The sequence below is a fragment of the Elioraea sp. genome (genome assembly GCF_051860475.1).
In the GTDB taxonomy this organism is placed as follows: domain Bacteria; phylum Pseudomonadota; class Alphaproteobacteria; order Acetobacterales; family Acetobacteraceae; genus Elioraea.
This window is the reverse complement of record NZ_JBHYDW010000075.1, coordinates 1-21,793: the sequence shown is the minus strand read 5'-3', so window position 1 is coordinate 21,793 and position 21,793 is coordinate 1. Positions and strand designations below refer to the sequence as shown.

The following is a 21,793-nucleotide window of genomic DNA, read 5'->3' as shown; positions in this document are numbered from 1 at the left end:
GGCGTCGCGGATTTCGACAGCTCCGGCTGGTTCGGCGTGATGATGCCGGCTGGCACGCCCGACGCGATCGTCGAGCGGCTGAACCGCGAGTTCAACGCCGTGCTCGCGCTCGCACCGGTGCGCGAGCGGCTGGCCACGCTCGGCGCCGAGCCGGCGGGCGGCACGGCGGCGTCGTTCAACGAACGGCTCGCGGCGGAGCGCGCGCGCTGGCGCGAGGCGGTCACGGCGGCGCGGATCACGCTCCAGTGACAGCGACGCCCGACCGCCCGAACATCCTCTGGTTCTGCACCGACCAGCAGCGCTGGGACACGATCGGGGCGCTCGGCAATCCGCATATCCGCACCCCGGTGCTGGACGCGCTCTCAGCCTCGGGCACCGCGTTCAGCCGCACCTATACGCAGAGCCCGATCTGCACGCCCGCGCGCGCCAGCATGATGACCGGCCGGTATCCGGCGAGCCATCACGTCTATCGCAACGGCAACGCCTACTGGCCGGCGCACGAGACTCTGGTGACGCGGCTCTTCGCCGATGCCGGCTACGACTGCGGGCTGATCGGCAAGTTCCATCTCTCGGCGGCGAAGTACCACGAGGCGCGGCCGCAGGACGGGTATCGGGTGTTCCTCTGGAACCACCACCCGACGCCGGATGCCGCGCGCGGCGATGCCTACGAGCACTGGCTGCGGCACGAGAAGAAGATCGATCCGCAGGCGCTCTATCGCGACAAGGGCGCGTTCTGCGGCCCCGGGGTGCCGGCGGAGTACCACCAGACCACCTGGTGCGCCGAAATGGCGGTGCGGTTCGTGACCGACCGGCGCGACGGTCCGTTCCTGCTCAGCATCAATCCGTTCGACCCGCACGCGCCGTTCGACGCCGCGCCCGAGTATCTGGCGGAGGTCGATCCTGCCGCGCTGCCCCTGCCGCTCTGGCGCGACAGCGATGCCGAGCGCTGGCGCGACTTCGAGCGGATCGACCAGCAGCAGAAGCAGCCGCAGGACCCGCGCATCCGTCACCCCGCCCAGGCGCCGCCGGCGGAGCGCGATCACGACACCGTCGCGAGCCATGTGCCCGAGGGTTACGACGCGCTGGCGGTGAAGGCGAACTACTACGCGATGATCCAGCACCTGGACGCGGCGTTCGGGCGGATCATGCAGGCGCTGCGGGACTCCGGGCAGATCGGGAACACGATCGTGCTCTATCATTCCGACCACGGCGAGATGCTGGGCGATCACGGCCTGGTGCTGAAGGGGTGCCGGTTCTTCGAGGGGCTGGTGCGGGTGCCGATGATCTGGTCGCTGCCAGATCGTTTCCACTCCGGTGTGGTCAGCGAGGCGCTGGTCGAGCTCGTGGACATCGCGCCGACGCTGCTGGAGGCCGCCGGGCTTGCCGTGCCCGAGCCGATGCAGGGGCGCTCGCTGCTGCCGATCCTGGAGGGCCGGGCCGACCCGCATCGGCACAGGCCGCACGTGGTCGCCGAGTTCAAGGATGCGATCGCGGGCGGGGGCGGCGATCGCAGCCACGGCTCGATGGTGTTCGACGGGCGGTGGAAGTCGGTCGTGTATCACGGCCACCCGGTCGGCGAGATCTTCGACCACGCGGCCGATCCCGGCGAGTTCGACAATCTCTGGGGTGACGTCGCTTTGCGGGCGGAGCGGCTGAAGGCGCATGTCGATGCGCTGGCAGCGACGGTCAGTGCGGGTCCGCCGCGGGTGGCGGCGTATTAGAGGGGGGGCCGGGGAGCCACCGGCCCGCCGGCAGGTGGGTGGTGCAGGGCGGAGCCATCCGGCGTGACGTCCCGTGATCGCCTCGAACCGCACCAGAGCGAGGCCATCCGCCGTCCCTGGTGTCCGCTAGACGTTCTGCCCCGACGACCGGTCCGATGACGACCCACTTGCGGCGTCTGGCCCCAGCCATTCTAAAGAGTGCCCATGCCCGCCGACCTCGATCCGCGCCGCTGGCTGCGCGCCGCCCAGCGTGTCATCGGCCGCCTCCCGGCTGTCGCGGCGCCGTTCGCCCGCCCGCCCGAGTCGCCCGGTCTGCCGCTGCGCGACCCCTGGCCCGGCGACCCGACCCGCGGCAGCCGCATCCTCAAGGGCGAGCTGGTCGTCGACGGAACAGTCCGCCCGCTTGACCCCGCCTCCGAGGGCAACGATCCCTGGACCGATGCCGCCCACGGCTTCGCCTGGCTGCGCGACCTGAGGGCGGTGGGCAGCGACGCCGCGCGGATGCGCGCGCGCGCGCTCGTCAGCGCCTGGATCGAGGCCGGGCCGCGCCTGCCTGCCGGGCCCGAGGCCGTGCTCGGCGCGCGCATCACCGCGCTGCTGTCGCACTGGGACTTCCTCGCCGCCAGCGCGGACGAGCCGTTCCGTGCCGCCGTGATGAGCCGCATCGTCGAGGATGCCCGAACGCTCTCCGGCATGCTTCCGGCCGAGACAATGGACGCGCGCGCCTTCACTGCGCTGAAGGGCCTCGTTGCCGCCGGCGCCGCCCTTCCCGGGGGCGAGCCGCATCTCGCACGCGCCCTGCGCTTCCTCGGCCAGGAGATCGACCGTCAGCTTCTGCCGGATGGCGGGCATGTCGAGCGCAGCCCAGCCGCACTCGTTGCGGTCGTCATGGACCTGGTCGAGATCCGGGCGATCCTCGGCATCGGGCGCGCGCCGGCGCCCCACGCACTGACTGCCGCAATCGACCGCGCCATGCCGATGCTTGCCGCGCTGCGCCACGGCGACGGCGGACTGGCGCTGTTCAACGGTACGCGCGAGGGCGACCCCGCATTGCTGACCCTGCTGCAGACCCAGGGGCAGATGCGCGCCCGACCTCCCGCACGCGCGCCCGACATGCGCTTCGAACGCCTCGCCGCCGGGCGCACGGTGCTGATCATGGATGCCGGCCCGCCGCCGCCGCGCGGGCAGGACCGACTCGCGCATGCCGGCACGCTCGCCTTCGAGATGTCGGTCGGGCGCGACCGGCTGATCGTCAATTGCGGCGCGGCCCCCGCTGCGGCCAGCGCATGGAAGGATGCGCTGCGCGCGACCGCCGCGCACTCGACGCTGGTGGTCGCGGACGTGAACTCGGCTGAGCTCAAGGAGCCCGGGCTCGGGCGGCGACCCGAGCAGGTGGAGCTGCAACGCCACGAGGCGAACGGCGCGCACTGGCTGGACGCCAGCCACGACGGCTGGCGAAAGCCGTTCAACGCGATCCATCGCCGCCGCCTCTATCTCGGCGACACCGGCGAGGACGTGCGAGGCGAGGACAGCGTCGAGGCGCCGCACCCGCAGCCCTTCGCGATCCGGTTCCACCTGCACCCCTCGGTAAGCGCCAGCCTGCAGCAGGACGGCGCGGGCGTGCTGCTTCGCACGCCATCCTCAGGGGGCTGGGCGCTGCGCGCGGACGGCGCGCGCCTTGCTCTGGAAGAGAGCGTCTATGCGGGCACGGACGAGCGCCGCCGCACGCAGCAGGTGGTGCTTTCGGGCGGACCCGCCGACGCCGTCTCGGTGGTGAAGTGGGCGATCACGCGGATGGGCAGGGCCTGAGGACCGCGGATGTGCGGCATCGCCGGCCTTTTCCTGCGGCGGCCGGCGGCCGAGGCAACGCTTCTTGCACGTGCCGCGGCGATGGGGCGGACGGTCGCGCATCGCGGCCCGGATGGCGCGGGCGAATGGGCCGACGCGCAGGCCGGCGTCGCGTTCGCGCATCGGCGACTTGCGATCATCGATCTCTCGCCCGGCGGGGCGCAGCCGATGGCCTCGTCCTGCGGCCGCTACGTCGTCACCTATAACGGCGAGCTTTACAACTACCGTGCCTTGCGTGCGGAGCTGGCGTCGTGCGGACGGCCGGTGCAGGGCGAGAGCGACACAGCGGTCCTGCTCGAAGCGGTGGCGCAATGGGGCGTCCCCGGTGCGCTGCCGCGGCTCGATGCGATGTTCGCCTTCGCGCTCTGGGACCGCAGCGAGCGCGTGCTGTGGCTCGCGCGCGACCATGCCGGGATCAAGCCGCTCGCCTGGACGATGCTGGCGGACGGCGCAGTGCTGTTCGGCAGCGAACTCCGCGCGCTCGAGGCGGCCGGTGGCTGGGTACCGGAGATCGACCCCGAAAGTGTCGCCGCGTATCTGCGACTCGGCTGCATCCCGGCGCCGCGAACGGTGTTCCGGGCCGTGCGCAAGCTGCCGCCGGGCGGGCTGGTGCGCGTCGGCATGGACGGCGCGCCGGAGGAGCGGCGCTGGTTCGACGTGCTGGCGCTCGCGCGCGAGACGGTCCCGGCGCCACTGACGGCGGCGGAGGCGGAAGAGGCCGTCGATGCGGCGCTGACCGACAGCGTACGCGCGCAGCTCGTCGCCGACGTGCCCGTGGGCGCGTTCCTTTCGGGCGGAGTGGACTCCGCATCCGTGGTCGCGGCGATGGCGCGTGCGGCCCCCGGTGCCGCCCACGCCTTCACCATCGGCTTCGACGACCCGGCCTATGACGAGAGCGCCGACGCCGCGCGCATCGCCGAGGCCCTCGGCGTGCGCCATACGGTGCTGCGTGCTACGGAGGCGGACGCGCTCGCACTGGTGGACGCGCTGCCGCGCGTGTACGACGAGCCCTTCGCGGATTCCTCGCAGCTGCCGACACTGCTGCTCTCGCGCTTGACGCGCGGCCACGTGACCGTCGCGCTCTCGGGCGATGGCGGAGACGAGCTGTTCGGCGGCTATCGCCGGCATGTGCTCGCCGCACGCCTGTGGCCGCGTCTTGCGTGCGTGCCGCGGGCGCTGCGCCGCGCGGCCGCCGGTGCGATCGGTGCGGTGCCGCCTGGCTGGTGGGACGCCATGCTGCTTCCCCTCCCCCGCGCGCCGCGCCGGCCGGGCGAGACGCTGCACAAGCTCGCCTCCGTGCTTGCCGCGCCCGATCTCGATGCTGTGTACGCGCGGCTCACCAGCACCGATGGCGAGGCGCTGCCGCGGGGCGACGCGCCCGACGATCCGCTGACACGGTTCCGCGCGCTCGACGCCGCCGGCTACCTGCACGACGACGTGCTGACGAAGGTCGATCGCGCCTCGATGAGCGTGGCGCTCGAGGTGCGCGTGCCGATGCTGTCGCCGGCGATGATCCGACTCGCCTTCTCGCTGCCGCCCGGGCTGCTGGTTCGCGCCGACGGCGGCAAGGCGGTGCTGCGCGACGCGCTCGCGCGCCACGTGCCGCGACCTCTGTTCGAGCGCGAGAAGACCGGCTTCTCCTTCCCGGTCGGCGCCTGGCTGCGGGGACCGTTGCGCGGCTGGGCCGAGGATCGCCTGCAGTCGCGCCGGTTGCGCGAGGCCGGGCTGGTCGATCCGGCGCGCGCGGCACGGCTCTGGACCGAACACCGCGCCGGACACCGCGATCACGCGAGCGCGCTCTGGGCCGTGCTGATGCTGGCCGGCTGGCTGGAGGCGCGGGCGTGAAGATTGCCGAGCTCACCAACGTCGATTTCTCGCTGACGCATTTCCTGCTGCCGCTGATGCGCAGCCTGCGCGACCGCGGGCACGAGGTGGTGGGGATCTGTGCCGACGGGCCGAAGCTCGCGCCCGCGCGCGCGGAAGGCTTCCGCATCGAGACGGTGCCGTTCGCGCGCAGCCTCAATCCGATCGCGAACCTGCCGGCGTTCTTTGCGCTCGTCCGCCTGTTCCGGCGCGAGCGGTTCGACTTGCTGCACGTGCACACGCCGCTCGCCGGGCTGCTCGGGCGCATCGCCGGGCGCATCGCCGGCATCCCGCGCATCGTCTACACGGCGCACGGGTTCTACTTCCACGAGGCGATGGCGCCGGCGAAGCGGCGGCTGCATGTCGGGCTCGAGCGGTTCGGGCGCCGGTTCACGGACGTGCTGTTCACGCAGAGCGCGGAGGACGCCGAGACCGCGATCGCCGAGCGGATCGCGCCGGGCGGTCGCGTGCTGGCGATCGGCAACGGCGTCGATCCGGCCGTGTTCCGACCTGGCACGGCGGAGGAGCGCGCGGCGGCGCGTGCTCGGCTGGGTGTGTCCGACGAGGCGGTGGTGGCGCTGATGATCGGGCGGATGGTGGCCGAGAAGGGCTATCCCGAGCTGTTCGAGGCGCTCGCCCGCGTGCCCGGCCTGACGCTCGCGTGCGTCGGCACGCGACTGGAGAGCGATCACGAGGGCGATGTCGCCGGGGCACTGGCGCGGGCCGAAGGCGATCCCGCCGTGGCGGCGCGGCTCAGGCTGTTGGGGTATCGGACGGATGTCGCCGAGCTGCTGCGCGGGGCCGATCTGTTCGTGCTGCCGAGCCATCGCGAGGGCATGCCGCGCAGCATCATCGAGGCCATGATGACAGGGCTGCCGGTGGTGGCGACGCGGATTCGCGGTGCGCGCGAGCAGGTGGTGGACGGCGAGACAGGCTCCGTGGTGCCGGTGCGCCATCCGGCGGCGCTGGCCGAGGCGTTGGGGCGGCTGGCGGCGGATGCCGGCTTGCGGGCGCGCATGGGCGCGGCCGGGCGGGCACGGGCGTTGGAGCTCTATGACGAGGCGAAAGGCACCACGCCCCCGCACGCGGCTTTGGGGCTATCGAGGGGGGGCCCCACGGGGCGCCCCCCGCACCCCCCTCCGCAGATTGGGCCGCGGCCCCCGACCAACGGGAGGGGCCCCCTCCAGGGGGGCGCGGGGGGCCTTGCGGCCCCCCGCCCTGTTGTCTTCCTGGGACTCCTGCATGCCCGAAGGTCTCGTTCCCCTCCGCCGAGCGCTGCTCTCGGTCTCCGACAAGTCGGGCCTCGCCGACTTCGCCCGCCTCCTCGCTGACCGCGGTGTCGCCCTCGTCTCCACCGGTGGCACCGCGCGCGCATTGCGCGACGCAGGTCTTGCGGTCACCGACGTCTCCACCGTCTCCGGCTTCCCCGAGATTCTCGACGGCCGCGTCAAGACGCTGGTGCCGCAGATCCACGGCGGAATCCTCGGCCGTCACGACGACCCCCACCACCTCGCGCAGATGGCCGAGCACGGCATCGCGCCAATCGACCTGGTGATGGTGAACCTCTACCCGTTCGAGCAGACGGTCGCCGCGCACGCTTCGTTCGCCACCTGCATCGAACAGATCGACATCGGCGGCCCGGCGCTGATCCGTGCGGCGGCGAAGAACCACGAATGGGTGACTGTGATCACCGACCCCGCGCAACTCGCCGCCGTCACGGAAGAGATCGCCGAGCATGGCGGCACCACGCTTTCGACGCGCCGCCGCCTCGCCGCCGAGGCCTATGCCCGCACGGCCGCCTACGACGCGGCCATCAGCGCCTGGTTCTCGGCGCAGAACGGCGTCGCCTTCCCGCCGCGGCTCACGGTCTCGGGGCGCCTCGCGCAGACGCTGCGCTACGGCGAGAACCCGCACCAGCAGGCGGCGTTCTACGTCACCGACCGCCGCCCGGGTGTGGCCACCGCCACGCAGGTGCGGGGCAAGGAGCTCTCCTACAACAACATCAACGACACCGACGCCGCCTATGAGTGCGTCGCGGAGTTCGACGACGCGGCGATCGTCATCGTCAAGCACGCGAATCCGTGCGGTGTTGCCGCCGCCCGCGACCTCGCAGCCGCCTGGGATCTCGCGCTGCGCTGCGATCCCGTGTCGGCCTTCGGCGGCATCGTGGCGGCGAATCGTCCGCTCGACGCGGCGACGGCCGAGAGGATCGCGGCGATCTTCACCGAGGTGGTGATCGCGCCCGACGCCTCCGACGCGGCGAAGGCGGTGTTCGCGCGCAAGAAGAACCTGCGCCTGCTGCTCGCGCACGGCCTGCCCGACCCGGCGACACCCGGCACGACACTGCGCAGTGTCGGCGGCGGGTTCCTGGCGCAGACGCGCGATGCCGGCCGCACGACACGCGAGACGCGGAAGGTGGTCACGAAGCGTGCACCGACCGAGACGGAACTCGCGGATCTCGTCTTCGCCTTCCGGGTGGCCAAGCACGTGAAGTCGAACGCGATCGTCTATGCGAAGGACGGCGCGACCGTCGGCATCGGGGCAGGCCAGATGAGCCGCATCGACTCCGCGCGCATCGCCGCATGGAAGGCAGCCGAGGCGGCGAAGGCGGCGGGGTTGCCGGAGACGCTGGCGAAGGGCTCGGTGGTGGCGTCCGACGCGTTCTTCCCCTTCGCCGACGGGCTGATCGCCGCGGCCGAGGCGGGGGCCACGGCAGTGATCCAGCCCGGCGGGTCGATGCGCGACGCCGAGGTGATCGCGGCGGCCGACGAGCGCGGGCTCGCGATGGTGCTCACCGGGATGAGGCACTTCCGCCATTGAGCATCGCCTCTCTCGCCGACGCACCGCTCGCCTGGATCGCGCTCGGGCTCGCGCTGCTTGTCGCCGTGCTGCTGCTGCGCCGGCCAGCGGTGCCGCCTGAGCTGATTTCCGGACTGGCGCAGCTCTCCGGACGGCTGGATCAGCTCACGCGCACCGCGCAGGCCCAGGGGATGGCGCTCGCCTCGCAGGAGACCGCGCTGGCCGACCGGCTCGCCGCGCAGCAGCTCGCGATCGCCGAGGGGCTGGCGCGCATGGGCGAGCGGCTCTCGGTGCTGGACTCGGCGCAGGCGAACCTGTCGGCACTCACGGCGCAGGTGACGGATCTCTCGGCAGTGCTGTCGAACCGGCAGGCGCGCGGCGCACTCGGCGAGGCGCAGATGGAGGCGCTGCTGCGCGACGCCCTGCCGGCCGCGGCGCTGTCGTTCCAGCACACGCTGTCCACCGGCGCGCGCGCCGATGCGCTGATCCGGCTGCCGATGCCGCCCGGCCCGATCGCGGTGGACAGCAAGTTCCCGCTCGAGGCGTTCCGCCGCCTGCGCGCCGCCGAGAGCGACGCCGCGCGCATCGCCGCCGGCCGCGATTTCGCCGCCGATGTGCTCGCGCATGTGAAGGCCGTGGCGGCGAAATACGTCGTGCCCGGCGAGACTGCCGACGGCGCGATCCTGTTCGTGCCCAGCGAGGCGGTGTACGCCGCGCTGCACGCCGACTTCCCGCAGGTCGTCGAGGACGCGATCCGCCGGCGCGTCTGGATCACCTCGCCGACCACGCTGATGGCCGTGCTGACCACGCTCGCCGCGGTGCTGCGCGACGCGCGGCTGCGCGATGAGGCGCGCGCGATCCAGGCGGGGGTGGCGCGTTTGGCCGAGGACGCCGGCCGCCTCGGCGAGCGCGTCACCGCGCTGCGCCGGCATCTCGACCAGGCACGCGCCGACATCCAGGGTATCGAGGTCTCAGCCGAGGCGATCCGCCGCCGCGCCGGCCACGTCGCGGCGATCGAGACCGACAAGGAATGAACGCGCAGTTCGTCTCGGCGCTTGGGCTGGTCGGCTTCGTCGCCCTCGCCTGGGCGTTGGGCGCGCTGGCGACGCGACGCGCGGCCGTGCCGTGGCGGATGGTCACGATGGGTCTCGCGCTGCAGATCGCGGTTGCCGCCGCGCTGCTCGCCATCCCGCCGCTGCGGCGCGCGATCGGCGCGATCGGCCACGCGGTCGATGCGCTCCAGCGCGCGACCGAGACCGGCACCAGCCTGGTGTTCGGCTATCTCGGCGGCGGTGCCCTGCCCTTCGCCGAGACCGCGCCCGGCGCCTCGTTCATCCTCGCCTTCCGCGTGCTGCCGCTGATCCTGGTCATCGGCGCGCTCTCGGCGCTGCTCTACCACTGGCGCGTGCTGCCCGCCGTCGTCGGCGCGCTCGCCCGCGTGCTGCGTCGCGGCTTCGCGCTCTCGGGCGCGGCGGGCTTCGCCACCGCGGCCAACATCTTCGTCGGCATGGTCGAGGCGCCGCTGCTGGTGCGGCCCTATCTGGCGGCGCTCTCGCGCGCCGAGCTGTTCGTGGTGATGACCGCGGGCATGGCGACCATCAGCGGCAACACGCTCGCGATCTACGCGATCTTCCTGCGTGACGTCCTGCCCGACGCCGCCGGCCACCTGCTGACCGCGAGCGTGATCAGCGCGCCCGCGGCGGTGCTGGTCGCGCGGCTGATGCGCCCGGAGACCGATGCGCCCGCCACGCCGCCCGAACAGGCGGTCGCGCCACGGCTGTACGCCACCTCGATGGAGGCGATCGCGCGCGGCACCGCCGAGGGGCTGGCGATCATGCTCGGCGTGATCGCGTCCCTGATCGTGTTCATTGCCCTCGTCGCGCTGCTCAACGAGGCGATCGTGCCGCTGAGCGGCGAGCCGCTCCAGCACTGGGCCGGCATCGCCATGCGCCCTTTCGCCTTGGCCATGGGCATCGCGCCGGCCGACGCCGCCGAGGCCGGGCGCCTGCTCGGCCTCAAGACCATCATCAACGAATTCGTCGCCTATCTCGATCTCGCGCGGAGCGGTGCGGCGCTGGAGGAGCGCAGCCGCACCATCCTTGCCTACGCTCTCTGCGGCTTCGCCAACCCCGGCAGCCTCGGCATCATGGTCGGCGGCATGATTGCGCTGGTGCCGGAACGACGCGACGACATCGCCCGCCTCGGCATTCCCGCCGTGATCGGTGGCACGCTCGCCTGCCTGATGACGGGCGCCGTGGTCGGCGTGCTGACGTGGCCCTGACGCTCAGACCAGCATCTCGATGCAGACCGGCACGTGGTCCGAGGCGAGCGGCCAGTCGCGCGCGTCCTTCATGATCTGCCCGGCCTTCAACGTGCCGGCCATGTCAGGCGTGACCCAGATATGGTCGAGCCGGCGGCCGCGGTCCGACAGCCGCCAGTCCCGGTTGCGGTAAGACCACCACGAGTACAGCTTCTGCGGCGGCGGTACGAAATGGCGCATCGTGTCGATCCACCCCTCCGCCGTCGCCTGCCACGTCCCCAGCAGATTGGTCTCGACCGGCGTGTGCGACACCACGTCGAGCAGCTGGCGGTGGCTCCAGACATCGTCGGGCAGCGGCGCGATGTTGAGGTCGCCGGCAATGATCTGCCGTCCACCTTTGGCTGCGCCGTTGCCGAACCATCGCGCCGCTTCCGTCACGAAGTCGAGCTTGTGGCGGAATTTGGGATTGGCCTCCGGGTCGGGGATGTCGCCGCCCGCCGGGACATAGAAGTTGTGCAGCCGCACCGGCGCGCCGGGGATGTCGAGATCCACCGCGAGATGCCGGCAGTCGCCCTTGCCGCACCAGTTCGGCGTGTCCGCGACGCGCGCGAGCGGAATGCGCGAGAGGATCGCAACCCCGTTGTAGCCCTTCTCGCCCCTGATCACGATGTGCCGGTAGCCGGTCGCGCGGACCTCGCGCAGCGGGAACTCGGCATCCGTGACCTTGGTCTCCTGCAGGCAGATGACGTCAGGCTCCAGCGCGACCGCGAGGTCGGCGAGTCTGGCGAGCCGGAGACGGACGGAATTGATGTTCCAGGTGACGAGACGCAGGCGCTTGGGACGTCGGGCCATGTCGGTTCGGTGGTCGGGACAGCGGAATCGAGAATGCAGTCTAGCGCGTTCGCGGGAAATGAGGTGCCCGGCCTCTGCGCGCCACCCTTGCGGCCGCGGCGGCCGGTGCCGAGCCTGTGGACAACTCTGTGAGTTCGGCATCCCCCAGCTTTCCAGACAACTCAAGCAGAGAGCCATAGTACATTGATTAGTCTTGGCTTTATTCGGGCTCGATGTGGGGTGCCCACCGAGCCTGGTCGGTGTGGACGAGTGCCGGTGTGTCGGCAGGCTGCAAGCAGACCGCTATAGCTTGGGTCCGAAGCGGCAGGACAAGGAGCGTTATGCGTCGGATCGGTTGGCTCCTGGTTGCGCTGGTGGTCGTCGCGGCGCCCGCCCATGGCGCATGGTGGTGGCTGCTCGGCAGCGCGGTGATCGGCGCCATGGACGGTGTCGGCCCTGGTGGCGAGACCATGCGCCATGGCGGGGCCGCGCGCGGGGGCTGGCCGGTGCGGGCAACGGCGACGATCGAGCGGCCCGAACTGCGGCGGCCCCCATCGGGCTTCGCGCCGGCAATGGTGCTCGAGGCCGTGCGCGTTGAGGCCGGGGCGCGCCTGGCGTCACCGCGCGAGGTGAGCGTGGTGTTCCATTGCCCCTGCCGCGTCGCATTCCCCGGCGCAGCCGGGATCGAGCCCGCCGACATCGAGGCCGCGACGCTGGTGGCGTCGTTCCGGGTCGGTCCGGAAGGGTCGCAGCGGCGCTGGCACCTCGACGGCGCGGACCTGACCCTGGTGCAGGGCGCGGAGACAGTGCAGATCGAGACGCTTCGCGTTTCCGGCGTGCACCGCGACACGGCGGCAGAGCCGAACCAGACGGTATCCCTGGCGCTCGCAGGCGTACGGCTCGGGCCCGGGGCGGAGGTGCCGTTCGGACGTGTGATCCGGACCGTGTCAGGAGAAGTTGCGGTCTCCGGGACCGTCCCGCCCGGCGCCGACGCCGAGGCCTCTCTTCGCGCGTGGCGCGAGGAGGCGGGGCAGATCGAGCTCCGCCGCTTGGCCATCGCCTGGGGGCCGCTCGCGCTCTCGGCCGGGGCGACGCTGGCGCTCGACGGCGCGCTGCAGCCGATGGGTTCCGGAACGATCCGTATCGCCAACTGGCGGCCGGCGCTGGAGGCGGTGGGCAATGCCGGGCTGATCGACCGCCAGGCGCTCGCGATCGTGCGGCTCGCGCTGACCGCGGTGTCGCGGCCGGCGCCGGGCGGGGGCTCCGAGGTGGAGCTGCCGGTCGCGCTGGAGGACCGCACGCTGACGGCGGCGCGCATCCCGATCGCCCGGCTGCCGGAGATCCGCTGGCCGCGCGGCCCCTACGCGCTCGGCAGACGCTGAGGTGGCGACCGAGGCGGACGCCGCAGAATCGACGCTGCTCGCGGTCTGCACCAGGCCGCCCTGGCCCGTGCGCGACGGGTACGGGCTGCGGGTCGCGAACCTGCTCGAGGGGCTGGCGGGGGCGTGGCGGATCACGCTGGTTGCCCCGACCGACGTCGTACCCTGCGCCATCACCTGCGTTCCGGTCGCGCTGACGGGCAGCGGGCTCACCTATCCGTGGCGCTTCGACGATGCACCGCTGCGCGCCGCCGTGCGCACGGCCCTCGCCGAGCGCCCGGCCGCACGCGCGCTGGTGTTCCCCGGCGCCGAGGCGGTGTGGTTCGACGACGCCGGGCTGCCGCCCGCGGTGATGGACATGATCGACTGCAATCCGCTGGAGTTCTGGCGCGCCGCACTCAGCGGACGGGGATTGCGGGCACGGCTGCGCAGCCTCGCGGAGGTTCCAGTCGCGATACGATACGCACGGCGCACGGTATGGAGCTTCAGCGCGACGGTGCTGGTGGGCGAGCGCGACGCCGCATGGATGCGCCGGATCGGTGGGCGCGACACCGTGCACGTGGTGCCGAACGGGGTGGCCGTGCCGCCAACGGAGCGGTTGGTCGAGGAGGACGTGGTCCCGACCGTGGTGTTTCTCGGCTCGCTCGGCTACGCGCCGAATGTGGATGCTACGCTGTTCGCGGCCGAGCAGATCTGGCCACGCATCGCCGAGGCCGTGCCGGGTGCGCGGTTCGTGATTGCCGGTCGTGCGCCGGCGCCCGAGATCCGCGCGCTCGCCGCGCAGCCGGGCATCGTGGTCGCGGCGGACGTGCCCGACATCGTGACCGTGCTCGGCCGTGCCTGGGTGTCGGTCGCGCCGATGCGGATCGGCGTCGGCATCAAGAACAAGGTGCTGGAGGCCTGGGCCTGCGCGCGGCCGGTGGTGATGACGCCCCTCGCGACCAACGGCCTTGTCCTGCCGCCCGGCCACGGCGCGTTCGTGCGCCGCGATCCCGCCGGCCTTGCGGATGCGATCGTGACGCTGCTGCGCGACCGTGCCGCGCGCCAGGCAGCGGGCGCATCGGCGCGCGCCCTGGTACGCGAGCGGTTCAGTTGGGCCGGAGCGGCGGCGCGGATCGATGCGCTGTTGCGCGCGGCGCGCTGAAGGGTGCTCGCGCGCATCTTCACCCGATCAGGCGAGTCCACCTGATCGGGATCTGCGCTAGGCCTGCTTGATCGCGATCAGGCTGCGGCGGATGCGCCGGCCGCGTTCGATCTTGTCCTCGATGTAGGCGTTGTCGCCCCAGCGCACCGCGCGCGCCATCGCTGTCATGTCCTCGGTGAAGCGCTGGGTCATCTCGAGCAGCGCCTCGCGGTTGTTGAGGAACACGTCGCGCCACATCACCGGGTCCGAGGCGGCGATGCGGGTGAAGTCGCGGAAGCCGGAGGCCGCGAAGCGCAGCACATCCTGCATCGCCTGGTCCTGAAGGTCGTCGGCGGTGCCGCAGATCGTGAACGCGATCAGGTGGGGAAGATGCGAGACGATCGCCATCACCCGGTCGTGGTGGCCGGGTTCCATCACCTCGACCATGGAGCCCGCGCGGCGCCAGAGCTCGGCGATCCTCTCGACCGCGCCGTCGTCGGTGCCCGGAGGCGGGGTGAGGATGCAGTAGCGGCCCTCGAACAGCTCGGCGAAGCCGGCTTCGGGTCCGGAATGTTCGGTGCCCGCGATCGGGTGCGCCGGCACGAAATGCACGCCCTCCGGCACCAGCGGGCCGACATCGCGGATCACGCTCTGCTTGGTGCTGCCGACATCGGTGAGGATCGCGTCCTTCGCCAGGTGTGGCGCAATCGCGGCGGCGACATCGGCATAGGCGCCGACGGGGGTGCAGAGGATCACGCAATCCGCACCCTCGACCGCGGCGCCCGGATCGGCCAGCACCCGGTCGGCAAGGCCGAGCCGCTCGACCGTCGCGCGGGTCTTGGCCGTGCGCGCGGTCGCGACGATCTCGCCGGCGATCTCGCCGCGCCGTCGCGCCGCGTGCGCGATCGAGGAGCCGATCAGCCCGACGCCGACCAGAGCCAGGCGGCGAAACAGTGGCTCAGGCATGCGAGGCGGCGCGGTCGGCCCGCTGCATGAACTCGGCCGCGGCCTCGGCCACCGCCTCCATCTCCTCGGCCGTGCCGATCGTGATGCGCAGCATTCCGGGCAGGCCGTAGCCCGCCATGCCGCGCAGGATGATGCCGCGCGCGCGAAAGGCCGCGTCGGCCTCCGCCGCGCTGCGCCCGACCGCGCCGAAATCGGCGAGCAGGAAATTGCCGTGGGTGCCGCGGACCGGCAGGCCGGTGCTCTCCAGCGCCTGGGCAAGCCAGGGCCGCCAACGCCTGTTGTGAGCGCGCGAGGCGGCGACGTGCTCGGTGTCGGCCAGCGCCGCGATCGCCGCCGCTTGGGCCGGGCGCGAGGCGTTGAACGGGCTGCGGATACGATTCAGCACATCGACCACCGCCGCCGCCGCATAGACCCAGCCGAGCCGGAGCCCGCCGAGGCCGTAGATCTTGCTGAAGGTGCGCGTCATCACCGTGTTCGCGCCGGCCTCGACCAGATCGACCACGGCTGTGCCGCGCGGATCATCGAGGTACTCGGCATAGGCGAGGTCCAGCACGAGCAGAACGCTCTCCGGCAGGCGCGCGCGCAGCCGCGCGATCTCGCTCCACGGCACCAGCGTGCCGGTCGGGTTGTTCGGGTTGGCGAGGAACACGAGCGTCGTGCGCGGGCTGACCGCGGCGAGGATCGCGTCCACGTCGGCGGTCAGGCTCCGTTCCTCGACCGTGACTACCGTGGAGCCGGCATAGCGCGCATAGAGCGGGTGCATCGCGAAGGCGTGGCGCGTGACGATCGTCTCGGTGCCGGGCCCGCCATAGCCCTGCGCGAGCAGGCAGAGCAGGTCGTCCGAGCCCGCGCCGCAGACGATCCGCGCCGGGTCGAGCTTGAAGGCAGCACCGATCGCCTCGCGGAGTGCGGTCGCCCCGCCATCGGGGTAGCGATGGATCTCGCCCGCCTCGGCGCGATACGCCTCCATCGCGCGCTTCGATGGCCCGAGCGCACCCTCGTTGGACGACAGCTTGATCACCCGGTTGGCGCCGGCGACCTTCGATTCGCCGCCGACATAGGGCTCGATCTCCAGGATGGACGGACGCGGAAGCGGCGGCATGGATCACTCCGGCGCAAAGGCGGACTCGGGAGGCGGCACCGGCCAGCCACCGATCACGGCGGGGCGGGCAAGTCCCGCCTCGGCGAGCGCGACAAGCCGGGCGTCGCGCGGCTCGACCATCCCATCCACCTCCGCGAGGCAGGTAGCGGGTCCGCGCTCGGACCGGTACAGCACCAGGCTGCGCGGCTTCAGCGCCGCGGCCGCGAGCAGGTCGCTCAGGCGCGCGCGGCTGAGCTCCGGGGCGGCCTCGAACGCCACCAGCGAGCGGTCCTCGCCTGAAGCCTCGGGCGCAAGCGCGCCGACCACGAGGGCCTGGGCGCGCGGTGCGCCCTCGGGGCGGAGCGTGACGAAGGGCAGGCGCGCGATCACCGACAGTCCCGAGCCGTCGCCGCGCATCAGCGCGATCCACCACGGGTCATTGGCGCCTTCCGCGTTCGGGTCGTCCTGCGGCAGGGGCAGCACGCCGACCGCGGCCTCGCCGGCACCGACCGCGCGCAGCACCTGCGCCGTGGTGCGCATCCAGCGCAGCGGCACGGCGGTGCCGAAATGCTCGCGCGCGAGCGCGATATGGCCCGACCCGGCCTCCGGGCTCCAGACCGCGACCGGGAACGGCGCCTGGATCAGGGTCATGCCCATGATCATCTCGCGCCACATCCCGACCAGGGTGGGCTTGGGCAGGCGGCCGCGGTGATTGGCGAGCAGCCGCCGCATGATCTCGGCCTCGCGGGCCGGGCGGAACGGGGCGCCGCGCTTGGCGCGCAGTTCGGCCAATGAGACGACCACCTCGGCCCGCTGCATCACCAGCTGATGGATCAGCGCGTCCAGACGGTCGATCTCGGACCGGAGCGCGGCGAAGCGCTCCGGCGCGGGCCAGGCGGGGTCGCTGGGCTCAGCCTCGGCCTGGGCGGCTGGCGGGGGATCGGCGGGCATGGCGGAGGAGGCATAGCGGAAGCGGCGCCGGACGCAAGCGCGCCGGGCGCACGCATTGCGCGGGATGCGCCGCGGCTCTAGTGATCGCGCATGGCCGAGACCATCCGTGCGCCACTGGCGACCGCCGGGACCACGCACCCGCATGTGGTGTTCCTGGAGGGGCTGCTGCTCGACTGCGGGGCGGTGCTGAAGCCGCTGGTCGTTGCCTACCGCACCTATGGGCGGCTGAATGATGCGAAGTCGAACGCGATCCTCGTCTGCCACGCGCTGACCGGCGACCAGTACGTGGCCGAAACCCACCCCGTCACCGGCAAGCCCGGCTGGTGGGAGACCATGGTCGGCCCTGGCCTGCCGGTGGACACCGACCGGTTCTTCGTCATCTGCGCCAATGTGCTGGGCGGCTGCATGGGCTCATCGGGCCCGCGCGAGGAGATGACGGACGCGGACGGACGCCCGCAGGGCCGCCCCTGGGGCATGCAGTTCCCGCCGGTGACCATCCGCGACATGGTGCGCGCGCAGGCCAAGCTGCTGGATCATCTCGGCGTGCCGAAGCTGTTCTCGGTGCTCGGCGGCTCGATGGGCGGGATGCAGGTGCTGGAGTGGGCCGCGCTCCACCCCGAGCGGGTGTTCAGCGCGATCCCGATCGCGGCCGCCGCGCACCATTCGGCGCAGAACATCGCCTTCCACGAGATCGGCCGCCAGGCGATCAACGCCGACCCGGATTTCCACGGCGGCGAGTACTGGAAGCACGGCGTGGTGCCGGCGCGCGGGCTGGCGGTGGCGCGCATGACCGCGCACATCACCTACCTCTCCGAGGAGGCGTTGACGCGGAAGTTCGGCCGCCGGCTGCGCACGGGCCCGATGCTGACCTTCTCGAACGACCTGTTCGAGGTGGAGTCCTATCTCCAGTACCAGGGCTCGTCCTTCGTGCAGCGCTTCGATGCCAACTCGTATCTCTCGATCACGCGCGCGATGGACTATTTCGACCTCGCCGCCGAGCATGGCGGGTCGGTCGCGGCGGCGTTCCGCCACACGCCGGTGCGGTTCTGCGTGATCTCGTTCTCGTCCGACTGGCTGTTCCCGACCGCGATGAGCCGCGAGATCGTGCGCGCGCTGAACGCCGCGGCGGCGAACGTGTCGTTCGTCGAGGTCGCCTCCGACAAGGGGCATGACGCGTTCCTGCTCGAGGAGCCGGACCTGTTCCGCACCGTCAGCGGCTTCCTTGCGGGTGCCGCGGAGCGGTGGCGGTGAACGGTGCGCGCGTCGAGCGCGCTCGACCCCGTCGAGCGCATGACAGCCGGACGCCATGCCCGCCGTTGTGTGTCAAGGCTGCGCCTTCGGCGCACCGCGCGAAGCGCGGCTGCGGCCTTGACACGCAACGGCGGGCATGGCTGGAGGCATTCATCGCCTTCCGCGAGGCGGAAGGCTCCGTTCGTCGCCTTTCCCGACACGACCATGCCTGAAGGTCTTGCCCCCGCGCCGCGCACCGGCCGCCCGCTCGCCGACCGGCTGGACCTGCGCCTGATCGCCGAGATGGTCGAACCCCGCGCGCGCGTGCTCGACATCGGCTGCGGCGACGGTGCCCTGCTCGACATCCTGGTGCACGAGAAGGACGTGGACGGGCGGGGCATCGAGCTGGACATGCCGCTCGTCGCAGCCGCGGTCGCGCACGGACTGCCGGTGATCCACGCCGATGCCGACACCGACCTCGCCTTCTACCCCGACGCGGCGTTCGACTACGTGATCCTCTCGCGCACGCTTCAGGCGACCGAACGGCCGCGCGAGGTGCTGGCGCAGATGCTGCGCATCGGCCAACGCGCGATCGTGTCCTTCCCGAATTTCGGCCACTGGCAGGTGCGGCTGCGCCTGCTGCTGACGGGCCGGATGCCGCGCACCAAGGCGCTGGACCGCGCCTGGTACGACACGCCGAACATCCATCTCTGCACGATCAGCGACTTCTTCGCGCTGTGCGAGGCCGACGGCTATCGGGTGGAGCGGTGGCTGGGCGTGGACGAGGCGGGGCGGAAGACGCCGTGGCGGCGCAACCGGCGGCTGGCGAATTTGTTCGCCGAGCAGGGGCTGTTCCTGCTGACGCGACGTTAGGTCAGGTCGAGCGCACCCCGCGTCGTAGGCTCCGCGCGCAGCAGCAGTTCCGCGATCGCCGCCGCACGCGCCTCGCCGAGTCCCGCGGCGAAGCGGCGGAACTTCGCCTCCGCCTGCTCTGCCGTCATCGGCCGGTCGGGATCGCCGACCGCCGAGGTCACGGTCTCCTCCTCCACCGTGCCGTCGTCGAGCGTGACCGTCAGCGTCGCGAAACGGCCCGGATGCGATCCATCCTCCACCAGCTCGACCGATGCCTCGAGCGCGCGCAGCGCCGGATCGCCGAGCGCGGCATCCGTGTACGCCGCCGGGCCGAGATCGCCCTGCGTGAGCGTTGCCGCGACCGCCCAGGACAGGCTGAACTGCGCGGTGATCGCGGCGCGGGGCGCGCGGTTGCCGGCATAGCGTAGAGCCTCGCCGTAGGTGCTGAGCCGCACGCGCGCCACGCGCCGCGGACCGGTCCGCACGCGCAACGCCTGCGCCGCCGCCGCCGCGTAGTGCGCGTGCCGCACCCCGGCATAGGGCTTGAGATACGCCTCCTCCAGCAGCCACGTGTCGGGAGGCTCCGCCGCGCCGCCCTCCAGCCCGAGCGCGATCCGCCGCGCCTCGTCGAACCAGCCCGCGGGCGCGTCCATCCTCGCCACCGCCGCCGCGCCGGCGAGCGCGCCGAGCAGCGCGGCATGAGCGGGATAGGAGTTCCGCCCGTCCATCCCCGCCGCGATCGGTGCGTAGAGCGCGAACGGCACCTGGCACGACGCGAGCCGCACCGCCCGCGCGCACGTCGCCGCGTCGCCGCCCGCCAGCCGCGCGGCCGCGGTCGCCGCGCCGAGCGCGTGCCACGACCCGTCCACATGCATCCCCGGCCTGATGCGCCAGAGTTCGCCCGCGCGGCCCGCGACCTCGTAGCCGAGCGCGTACGCCGCCACCGCCTCGCCGAGCGTCGCGCCGTCGGCCAGCGCGGCGAGCGCAAGCGGCGCGACCGGCAGCCCGGGCCGTCCATGCGCGCGGGCGAGCCCCTCATTCGCCTCGTCCCAGCACGCGGAAGCGGCCAGCACCGCAGCCGCCCCGGCGCGCGACAGCGCGGCACCGGCGAGCTGCACCGGCCCCGGCATCCACGACGCGAGTGCGGCCGCCAGCGCGCGCGGGCGCGGATGCGCGAGCCCCGCCACCGCGCAGCCCAGCGTGTCGAGCAAAAGCAGCCGCGCCTTCGCCTCCGCGCCCGACCCCGAAGGCGGCCCGGCCCAGGCCCAGGCGATCGCCGCGTCGAACGGGCTCATACCAGCCCACCGAAGGTCAGACCTTCGGTGGGCTGGTATCGGCTTGGTTTCGCGCGCGGCCGCCCCACCAGCCCCGCGCGCGATACCCTCCGCACAAAGGTCAAGGCTTTGTGCTCCGGGTATCACTCCACCTTCGCGCCGGACTGCCGCACCGCCTCGCGCCAGGTCGCGTTGTCGCGCGCGACCACGGCCTTCAGCGCCTCGCGATCCTCGGCCATCGCCTCCACGCCCTGCTTCTCCAGCAGCTCGCGATAGGGTGCGGAGGCGAGCGCGGCGCGCAGCGCGGCATCGAGCGCGGCGAGCGCCGGGGCGGGCGTGCGCGCATGGGCGAACACGCCGTACCAGGCCGAGGCGTCGTAGCCCGGGATCGTGTCGGCGACCGGCGGCACGTCCGGCAGGGCGGAGGACCGTCCGGGCGAGCTCACCGCCACCGCGCGCAGCGTGCCCGCCTCGACCAGCGGCTTGGAGGTGGCGATCGCGTCCAGCGCCATGGCGACGCGCCCGGCCGCGAGGTCGGTGCGCATCGGTCCGCTGCCGCGATAGGGCACGTGCAGCAGGCGGATGCCGGCGCGGCTGGCGAGCAGCTCCATCGACAGGTGCGAGAACGAGCCGACGCCGAAACTGCCATAGGCGACCTCGCCCGGCTTCGCCTTCGCCGCCGCGATGATCCCGGCGACGTCGCGCACGTCGAGCGCGCCCGGATGCACCACCAGCACGTTCGCCTGGCGGCCAAGCATGGCGAGCGGGGTGAAGTCGGCGTCCGGGTCATACGGCAGGGTGGCGTAGAGCGCCTTGTTGATGGCGATGATGCCCTGGGTGGCGACCAGCAGCGTGTGGCCGTCTGGCTCGGCCCGGGCGACGAGCTCGGCGGCGATGTTGCCGCCCGCGCCGCCGCGGTTCTCGACCACCACGGGCTGGCCGAGGCGTTGCTGGAGCTGTTCGGCGGCCGCACGGGCGAGGATGTCGGTGAGTCCGCCGGCGGCGAAGGGGACGACGAGGCGCACCGGGCGGGACGGCGCCCAGGATTGCGCGTAGGCGGCGGCGGGCAGCGCGAGGAGCGCGGCTGCGGTGGCGCGCCGGGTGAGCGCGGGGCGGTGGGGCATGGCGGGTCCTCCCGGTCGGTGAGCCGGGAAGGGTGGCAGGGATGGGAGGGGGACGAAACCCCGGGATTGCAGTAGAACATGCAGGGCTTGTCCGATTTCCGTCGGAGGGCAATAATTGATCGGATTCCACTTTGCGGCGGAAACGTCGGAGGGAAGTCAAATATGTCGCCATATTTATGCGAAGCTTCCATAAGGAAATTTGAGCTATAGGCAGAAAAATATGAAGAAACTGGAATATAGCTACAAACAGACGCGGCAAGCAAGCACTCTGTTATCCCTATGCTTGTCAGAACTTGAGGCGTCTGAAGTGCTTGTCGAGCGTGAACTTTTTCGAGAAGCGATCGTACATATGTATTTTTGCTCGTTCTATGTGTCTCAGGCATTGCTGGCGAAGCATGTCGGCAAGAAGGCCTCAGAGCCCATCCGGGAAGAAGTTGAGTCGTTTGAATCGGCTGTGATTCGCTGCGTCAGCAGACGATTCGCGGAGGCAG

The 21,793-nt window shown here is 72.2% G+C and carries 18 protein-coding genes and 1 pseudogene; 13 read left to right on the top strand and 6 right to left on the bottom strand.

Annotation, left to right across the window (positions count from 1 at the left end; genetic code table 11):
* The 8 genes and pseudogenes from ACTIFU_RS13910 to ACTIFU_RS13875 all read left to right on the top strand — a co-directional run.
* Positions 1-249: tripartite tricarboxylate transporter substrate-binding protein (locus ACTIFU_RS13910; protein ID WP_439578913.1), on the top strand; the 249-nt coding region annotated here is incomplete at its 5' end.
* A complete protein-coding gene (locus ACTIFU_RS13905) occupies positions 246-1,721 on the top strand; it encodes a sulfatase family protein (protein WP_439578912.1) in 1,476 nt (491 codons plus the stop codon). The genes ACTIFU_RS13910 and ACTIFU_RS13905, both read left to right, overlap by 4 nt.
* A gap of 204 nt (positions 1,722-1,925) precedes the next feature.
* On the top strand, positions 1,926-3,530 hold the full coding sequence (locus tag ACTIFU_RS13900) for a heparinase II/III family protein (protein WP_439578911.1): 1,605 nt from the start codon (positions 1,926-1,928) through the stop codon (positions 3,528-3,530).
* Between the two features lie 9 nt (positions 3,531-3,539).
* Positions 3,540-5,414, top strand: coding sequence for an asparagine synthase (glutamine-hydrolyzing) (asnB, locus tag ACTIFU_RS13895; RefSeq protein ID WP_439578910.1), 1,875 nt, complete (start codon positions 3,540-3,542; stop codon positions 5,412-5,414).
* Positions 5,411-6,493: pseudogene (locus ACTIFU_RS13890) on the top strand (glycosyltransferase family 4 protein); the annotation flags it as partial. The gene asnB and the pseudogene ACTIFU_RS13890, both read left to right, overlap by 4 nt.
* Before the next feature lie 181 nt (positions 6,494-6,674).
* A complete protein-coding gene (gene purH, locus ACTIFU_RS13885; protein WP_439578909.1) occupies positions 6,675-8,252 on the top strand; it encodes a bifunctional phosphoribosylaminoimidazolecarboxamide formyltransferase/IMP cyclohydrolase in 1,578 nt (525 codons plus the stop codon).
* Positions 8,249-9,265: a DNA recombination protein RmuC gene (locus tag ACTIFU_RS13880; RefSeq protein WP_439578908.1), complete on the top strand. Its 1,017-nt coding sequence runs from the start codon at positions 8,249-8,251 to the stop codon at positions 9,263-9,265. The genes purH and ACTIFU_RS13880 overlap by 4 nt, the downstream gene beginning before the upstream one ends.
* A complete protein-coding gene (locus ACTIFU_RS13875; protein ID WP_439578907.1) occupies positions 9,262-10,512 on the top strand; it encodes a NupC/NupG family nucleoside CNT transporter in 1,251 nt (416 codons plus the stop codon). The genes ACTIFU_RS13880 and ACTIFU_RS13875 overlap by 4 nt, the downstream gene beginning before the upstream one ends.
* Positions 10,513-10,515: 3 nt before the next feature.
* Here ACTIFU_RS13875 and ACTIFU_RS13870 read toward each other — a convergent pair whose 3' ends face one another.
* Positions 10,516-11,343, bottom strand: coding sequence for an exodeoxyribonuclease III (locus tag ACTIFU_RS13870; protein ID WP_439578906.1), 828 nt, complete (start codon positions 11,341-11,343; stop codon positions 10,516-10,518).
* A gap of 320 nt (positions 11,344-11,663) precedes the next feature.
* On the opposite strand from ACTIFU_RS13870, the gene ACTIFU_RS13865 reads away from it, so the two are divergent.
* The gene (locus ACTIFU_RS13865) at positions 11,664-12,704 is read left to right on the top strand and encodes a DUF2125 domain-containing protein (protein ID WP_439578905.1); all 1,041 of its coding nucleotides are present in this window, start codon (positions 11,664-11,666) and stop codon (positions 12,702-12,704) included.
* A 1-nt stretch (position 12,705) separates the two neighbouring features.
* On the top strand, positions 12,706-13,845 hold the full coding sequence (locus ACTIFU_RS13860; protein ID WP_439578904.1) for a glycosyltransferase: 1,140 nt from the start codon (positions 12,706-12,708) through the stop codon (positions 13,843-13,845).
* A 57-nt stretch (positions 13,846-13,902) separates the two neighbouring features.
* Here ACTIFU_RS13860 and ACTIFU_RS13855 read toward each other — a convergent pair whose 3' ends face one another.
* The 3 genes from ACTIFU_RS13855 to ACTIFU_RS13845 are packed head-to-tail and all read right to left on the bottom strand — an operon-like array spanning position 13,903 to position 16,822.
* The gene (locus tag ACTIFU_RS13855; RefSeq protein WP_439578903.1) at positions 13,903-14,790 is read right to left on the bottom strand and encodes a prephenate/arogenate dehydrogenase family protein; all 888 of its coding nucleotides are present in this window, start codon (positions 14,788-14,790) and stop codon (positions 13,903-13,905) included.
* Entirely contained in the window at positions 14,783-15,892 is a 1,110-nt protein-coding gene (hisC, locus tag ACTIFU_RS13850) for a histidinol-phosphate transaminase (protein WP_439578902.1), read from the bottom strand. The genes ACTIFU_RS13855 and hisC overlap by 8 nt, the downstream gene beginning before the upstream one ends.
* A 3-nt stretch (positions 15,893-15,895) precedes the next feature.
* Entirely contained in the window at positions 15,896-16,822 is a 927-nt protein-coding gene (locus ACTIFU_RS13845) for a chorismate mutase (protein WP_439578901.1), read from the bottom strand.
* A 90-nt stretch (positions 16,823-16,912) separates the two neighbouring features.
* Here ACTIFU_RS13845 and metX point away from each other — a divergent pair, with 90 nt between their 5' ends.
* Together metX and metW are read left to right on the top strand one after the other, a co-directional pair.
* Positions 16,913-18,073 (top strand): homoserine O-acetyltransferase MetX, encoded by a 1,161-nt coding sequence (gene metX / locus ACTIFU_RS13840; protein WP_439578900.1) that lies wholly within the window; start codon positions 16,913-16,915, stop codon positions 18,071-18,073.
* Between the two features lie 204 nt (positions 18,074-18,277).
* Complete coding sequence (gene metW, locus ACTIFU_RS13835) at positions 18,278-18,925, top strand: methionine biosynthesis protein MetW (RefSeq protein ID WP_439578899.1); 648 nt, start codon at positions 18,278-18,280, stop codon at positions 18,923-18,925.
* On the opposite strand, the gene ACTIFU_RS13830 is transcribed toward metW, so the two are convergent.
* Positions 18,922-20,199 (bottom strand): MmgE/PrpD family protein, encoded by a 1,278-nt coding sequence (locus ACTIFU_RS13830; protein ID WP_439578898.1) that lies wholly within the window; start codon positions 20,197-20,199, stop codon positions 18,922-18,924. The genes metW and ACTIFU_RS13830 overlap by 4 nt on opposite strands.
* Positions 20,200-20,321: 122 nt before the next feature.
* Positions 20,322-21,302 carry a Bug family tripartite tricarboxylate transporter substrate binding protein gene (locus ACTIFU_RS13825; RefSeq protein ID WP_439578897.1) on the bottom strand — a complete coding sequence of 327 codons (981 nt, stop codon included), beginning with the start codon at positions 21,300-21,302 and terminating at the stop codon, positions 20,322-20,324.
* A 220-nt stretch (positions 21,303-21,522) separates the two neighbouring features.
* Here ACTIFU_RS13825 and ACTIFU_RS13820 point away from each other — a divergent pair.
* On the top strand, positions 21,523-21,793 hold a 271-nt coding region (locus ACTIFU_RS13820), incomplete at its 3' end, for a hypothetical protein (RefSeq protein ID WP_439578896.1).

Bases quoted from the DNA above. Each gene is read 5' to 3' on its own strand.
- ACTIFU_RS13875 (WP_439578907.1), top strand. From the start codon at position 9,262: ATGAACGCGCAGTTCGTCTCGGCGCTTGGGCTGGTCGGCTTCGTCGCC.
- ACTIFU_RS13825 (WP_439578897.1), bottom strand. From the start codon at position 21,302: ATGCCCCACCGCCCCGCGCTCACCCGGCGCGCCACCGCAGCCGCGCTC.
- purH (WP_439578909.1), top strand. From the start codon at position 6,675: ATGCCCGAAGGTCTCGTTCCCCTCCGCCGAGCGCTGCTCTCGGTCTCC.
- ACTIFU_RS13870 (WP_439578906.1), bottom strand. From the start codon at position 11,343: ATGGCCCGACGTCCCAAGCGCCTGCGTCTCGTCACCTGGAACATCAAT.
- ACTIFU_RS13855 (WP_439578903.1), bottom strand. From the start codon at position 14,790: ATGCCTGAGCCACTGTTTCGCCGCCTGGCTCTGGTCGGCGTCGGGCTG.
- ACTIFU_RS13865 (WP_439578905.1), top strand. From the start codon at position 11,664: ATGCGTCGGATCGGTTGGCTCCTGGTTGCGCTGGTGGTCGTCGCGGCG.
- hisC (WP_439578902.1), bottom strand. From the start codon at position 15,892: ATGCCGCCGCTTCCGCGTCCGTCCATCCTGGAGATCGAGCCCTATGTC.
- ACTIFU_RS13845 (WP_439578901.1), bottom strand. From the start codon at position 16,822: ATGCCCGCCGATCCCCCGCCAGCCGCCCAGGCCGAGGCTGAGCCCAGC.
- metW (WP_439578899.1), top strand. From the start codon at position 18,278: ATGCCTGAAGGTCTTGCCCCCGCGCCGCGCACCGGCCGCCCGCTCGCC.
- asnB (WP_439578910.1), top strand. From the start codon at position 3,540: ATGTGCGGCATCGCCGGCCTTTTCCTGCGGCGGCCGGCGGCCGAGGCA.
- ACTIFU_RS13830 (WP_439578898.1), bottom strand. From the start codon at position 20,199: ATGAGCCCGTTCGACGCGGCGATCGCCTGGGCCTGGGCCGGGCCGCCT.
- ACTIFU_RS13900 (WP_439578911.1), top strand. From the start codon at position 1,926: ATGCCCGCCGACCTCGATCCGCGCCGCTGGCTGCGCGCCGCCCAGCGT.
- metX (WP_439578900.1), top strand. From the start codon at position 16,913: ATGGCCGAGACCATCCGTGCGCCACTGGCGACCGCCGGGACCACGCAC.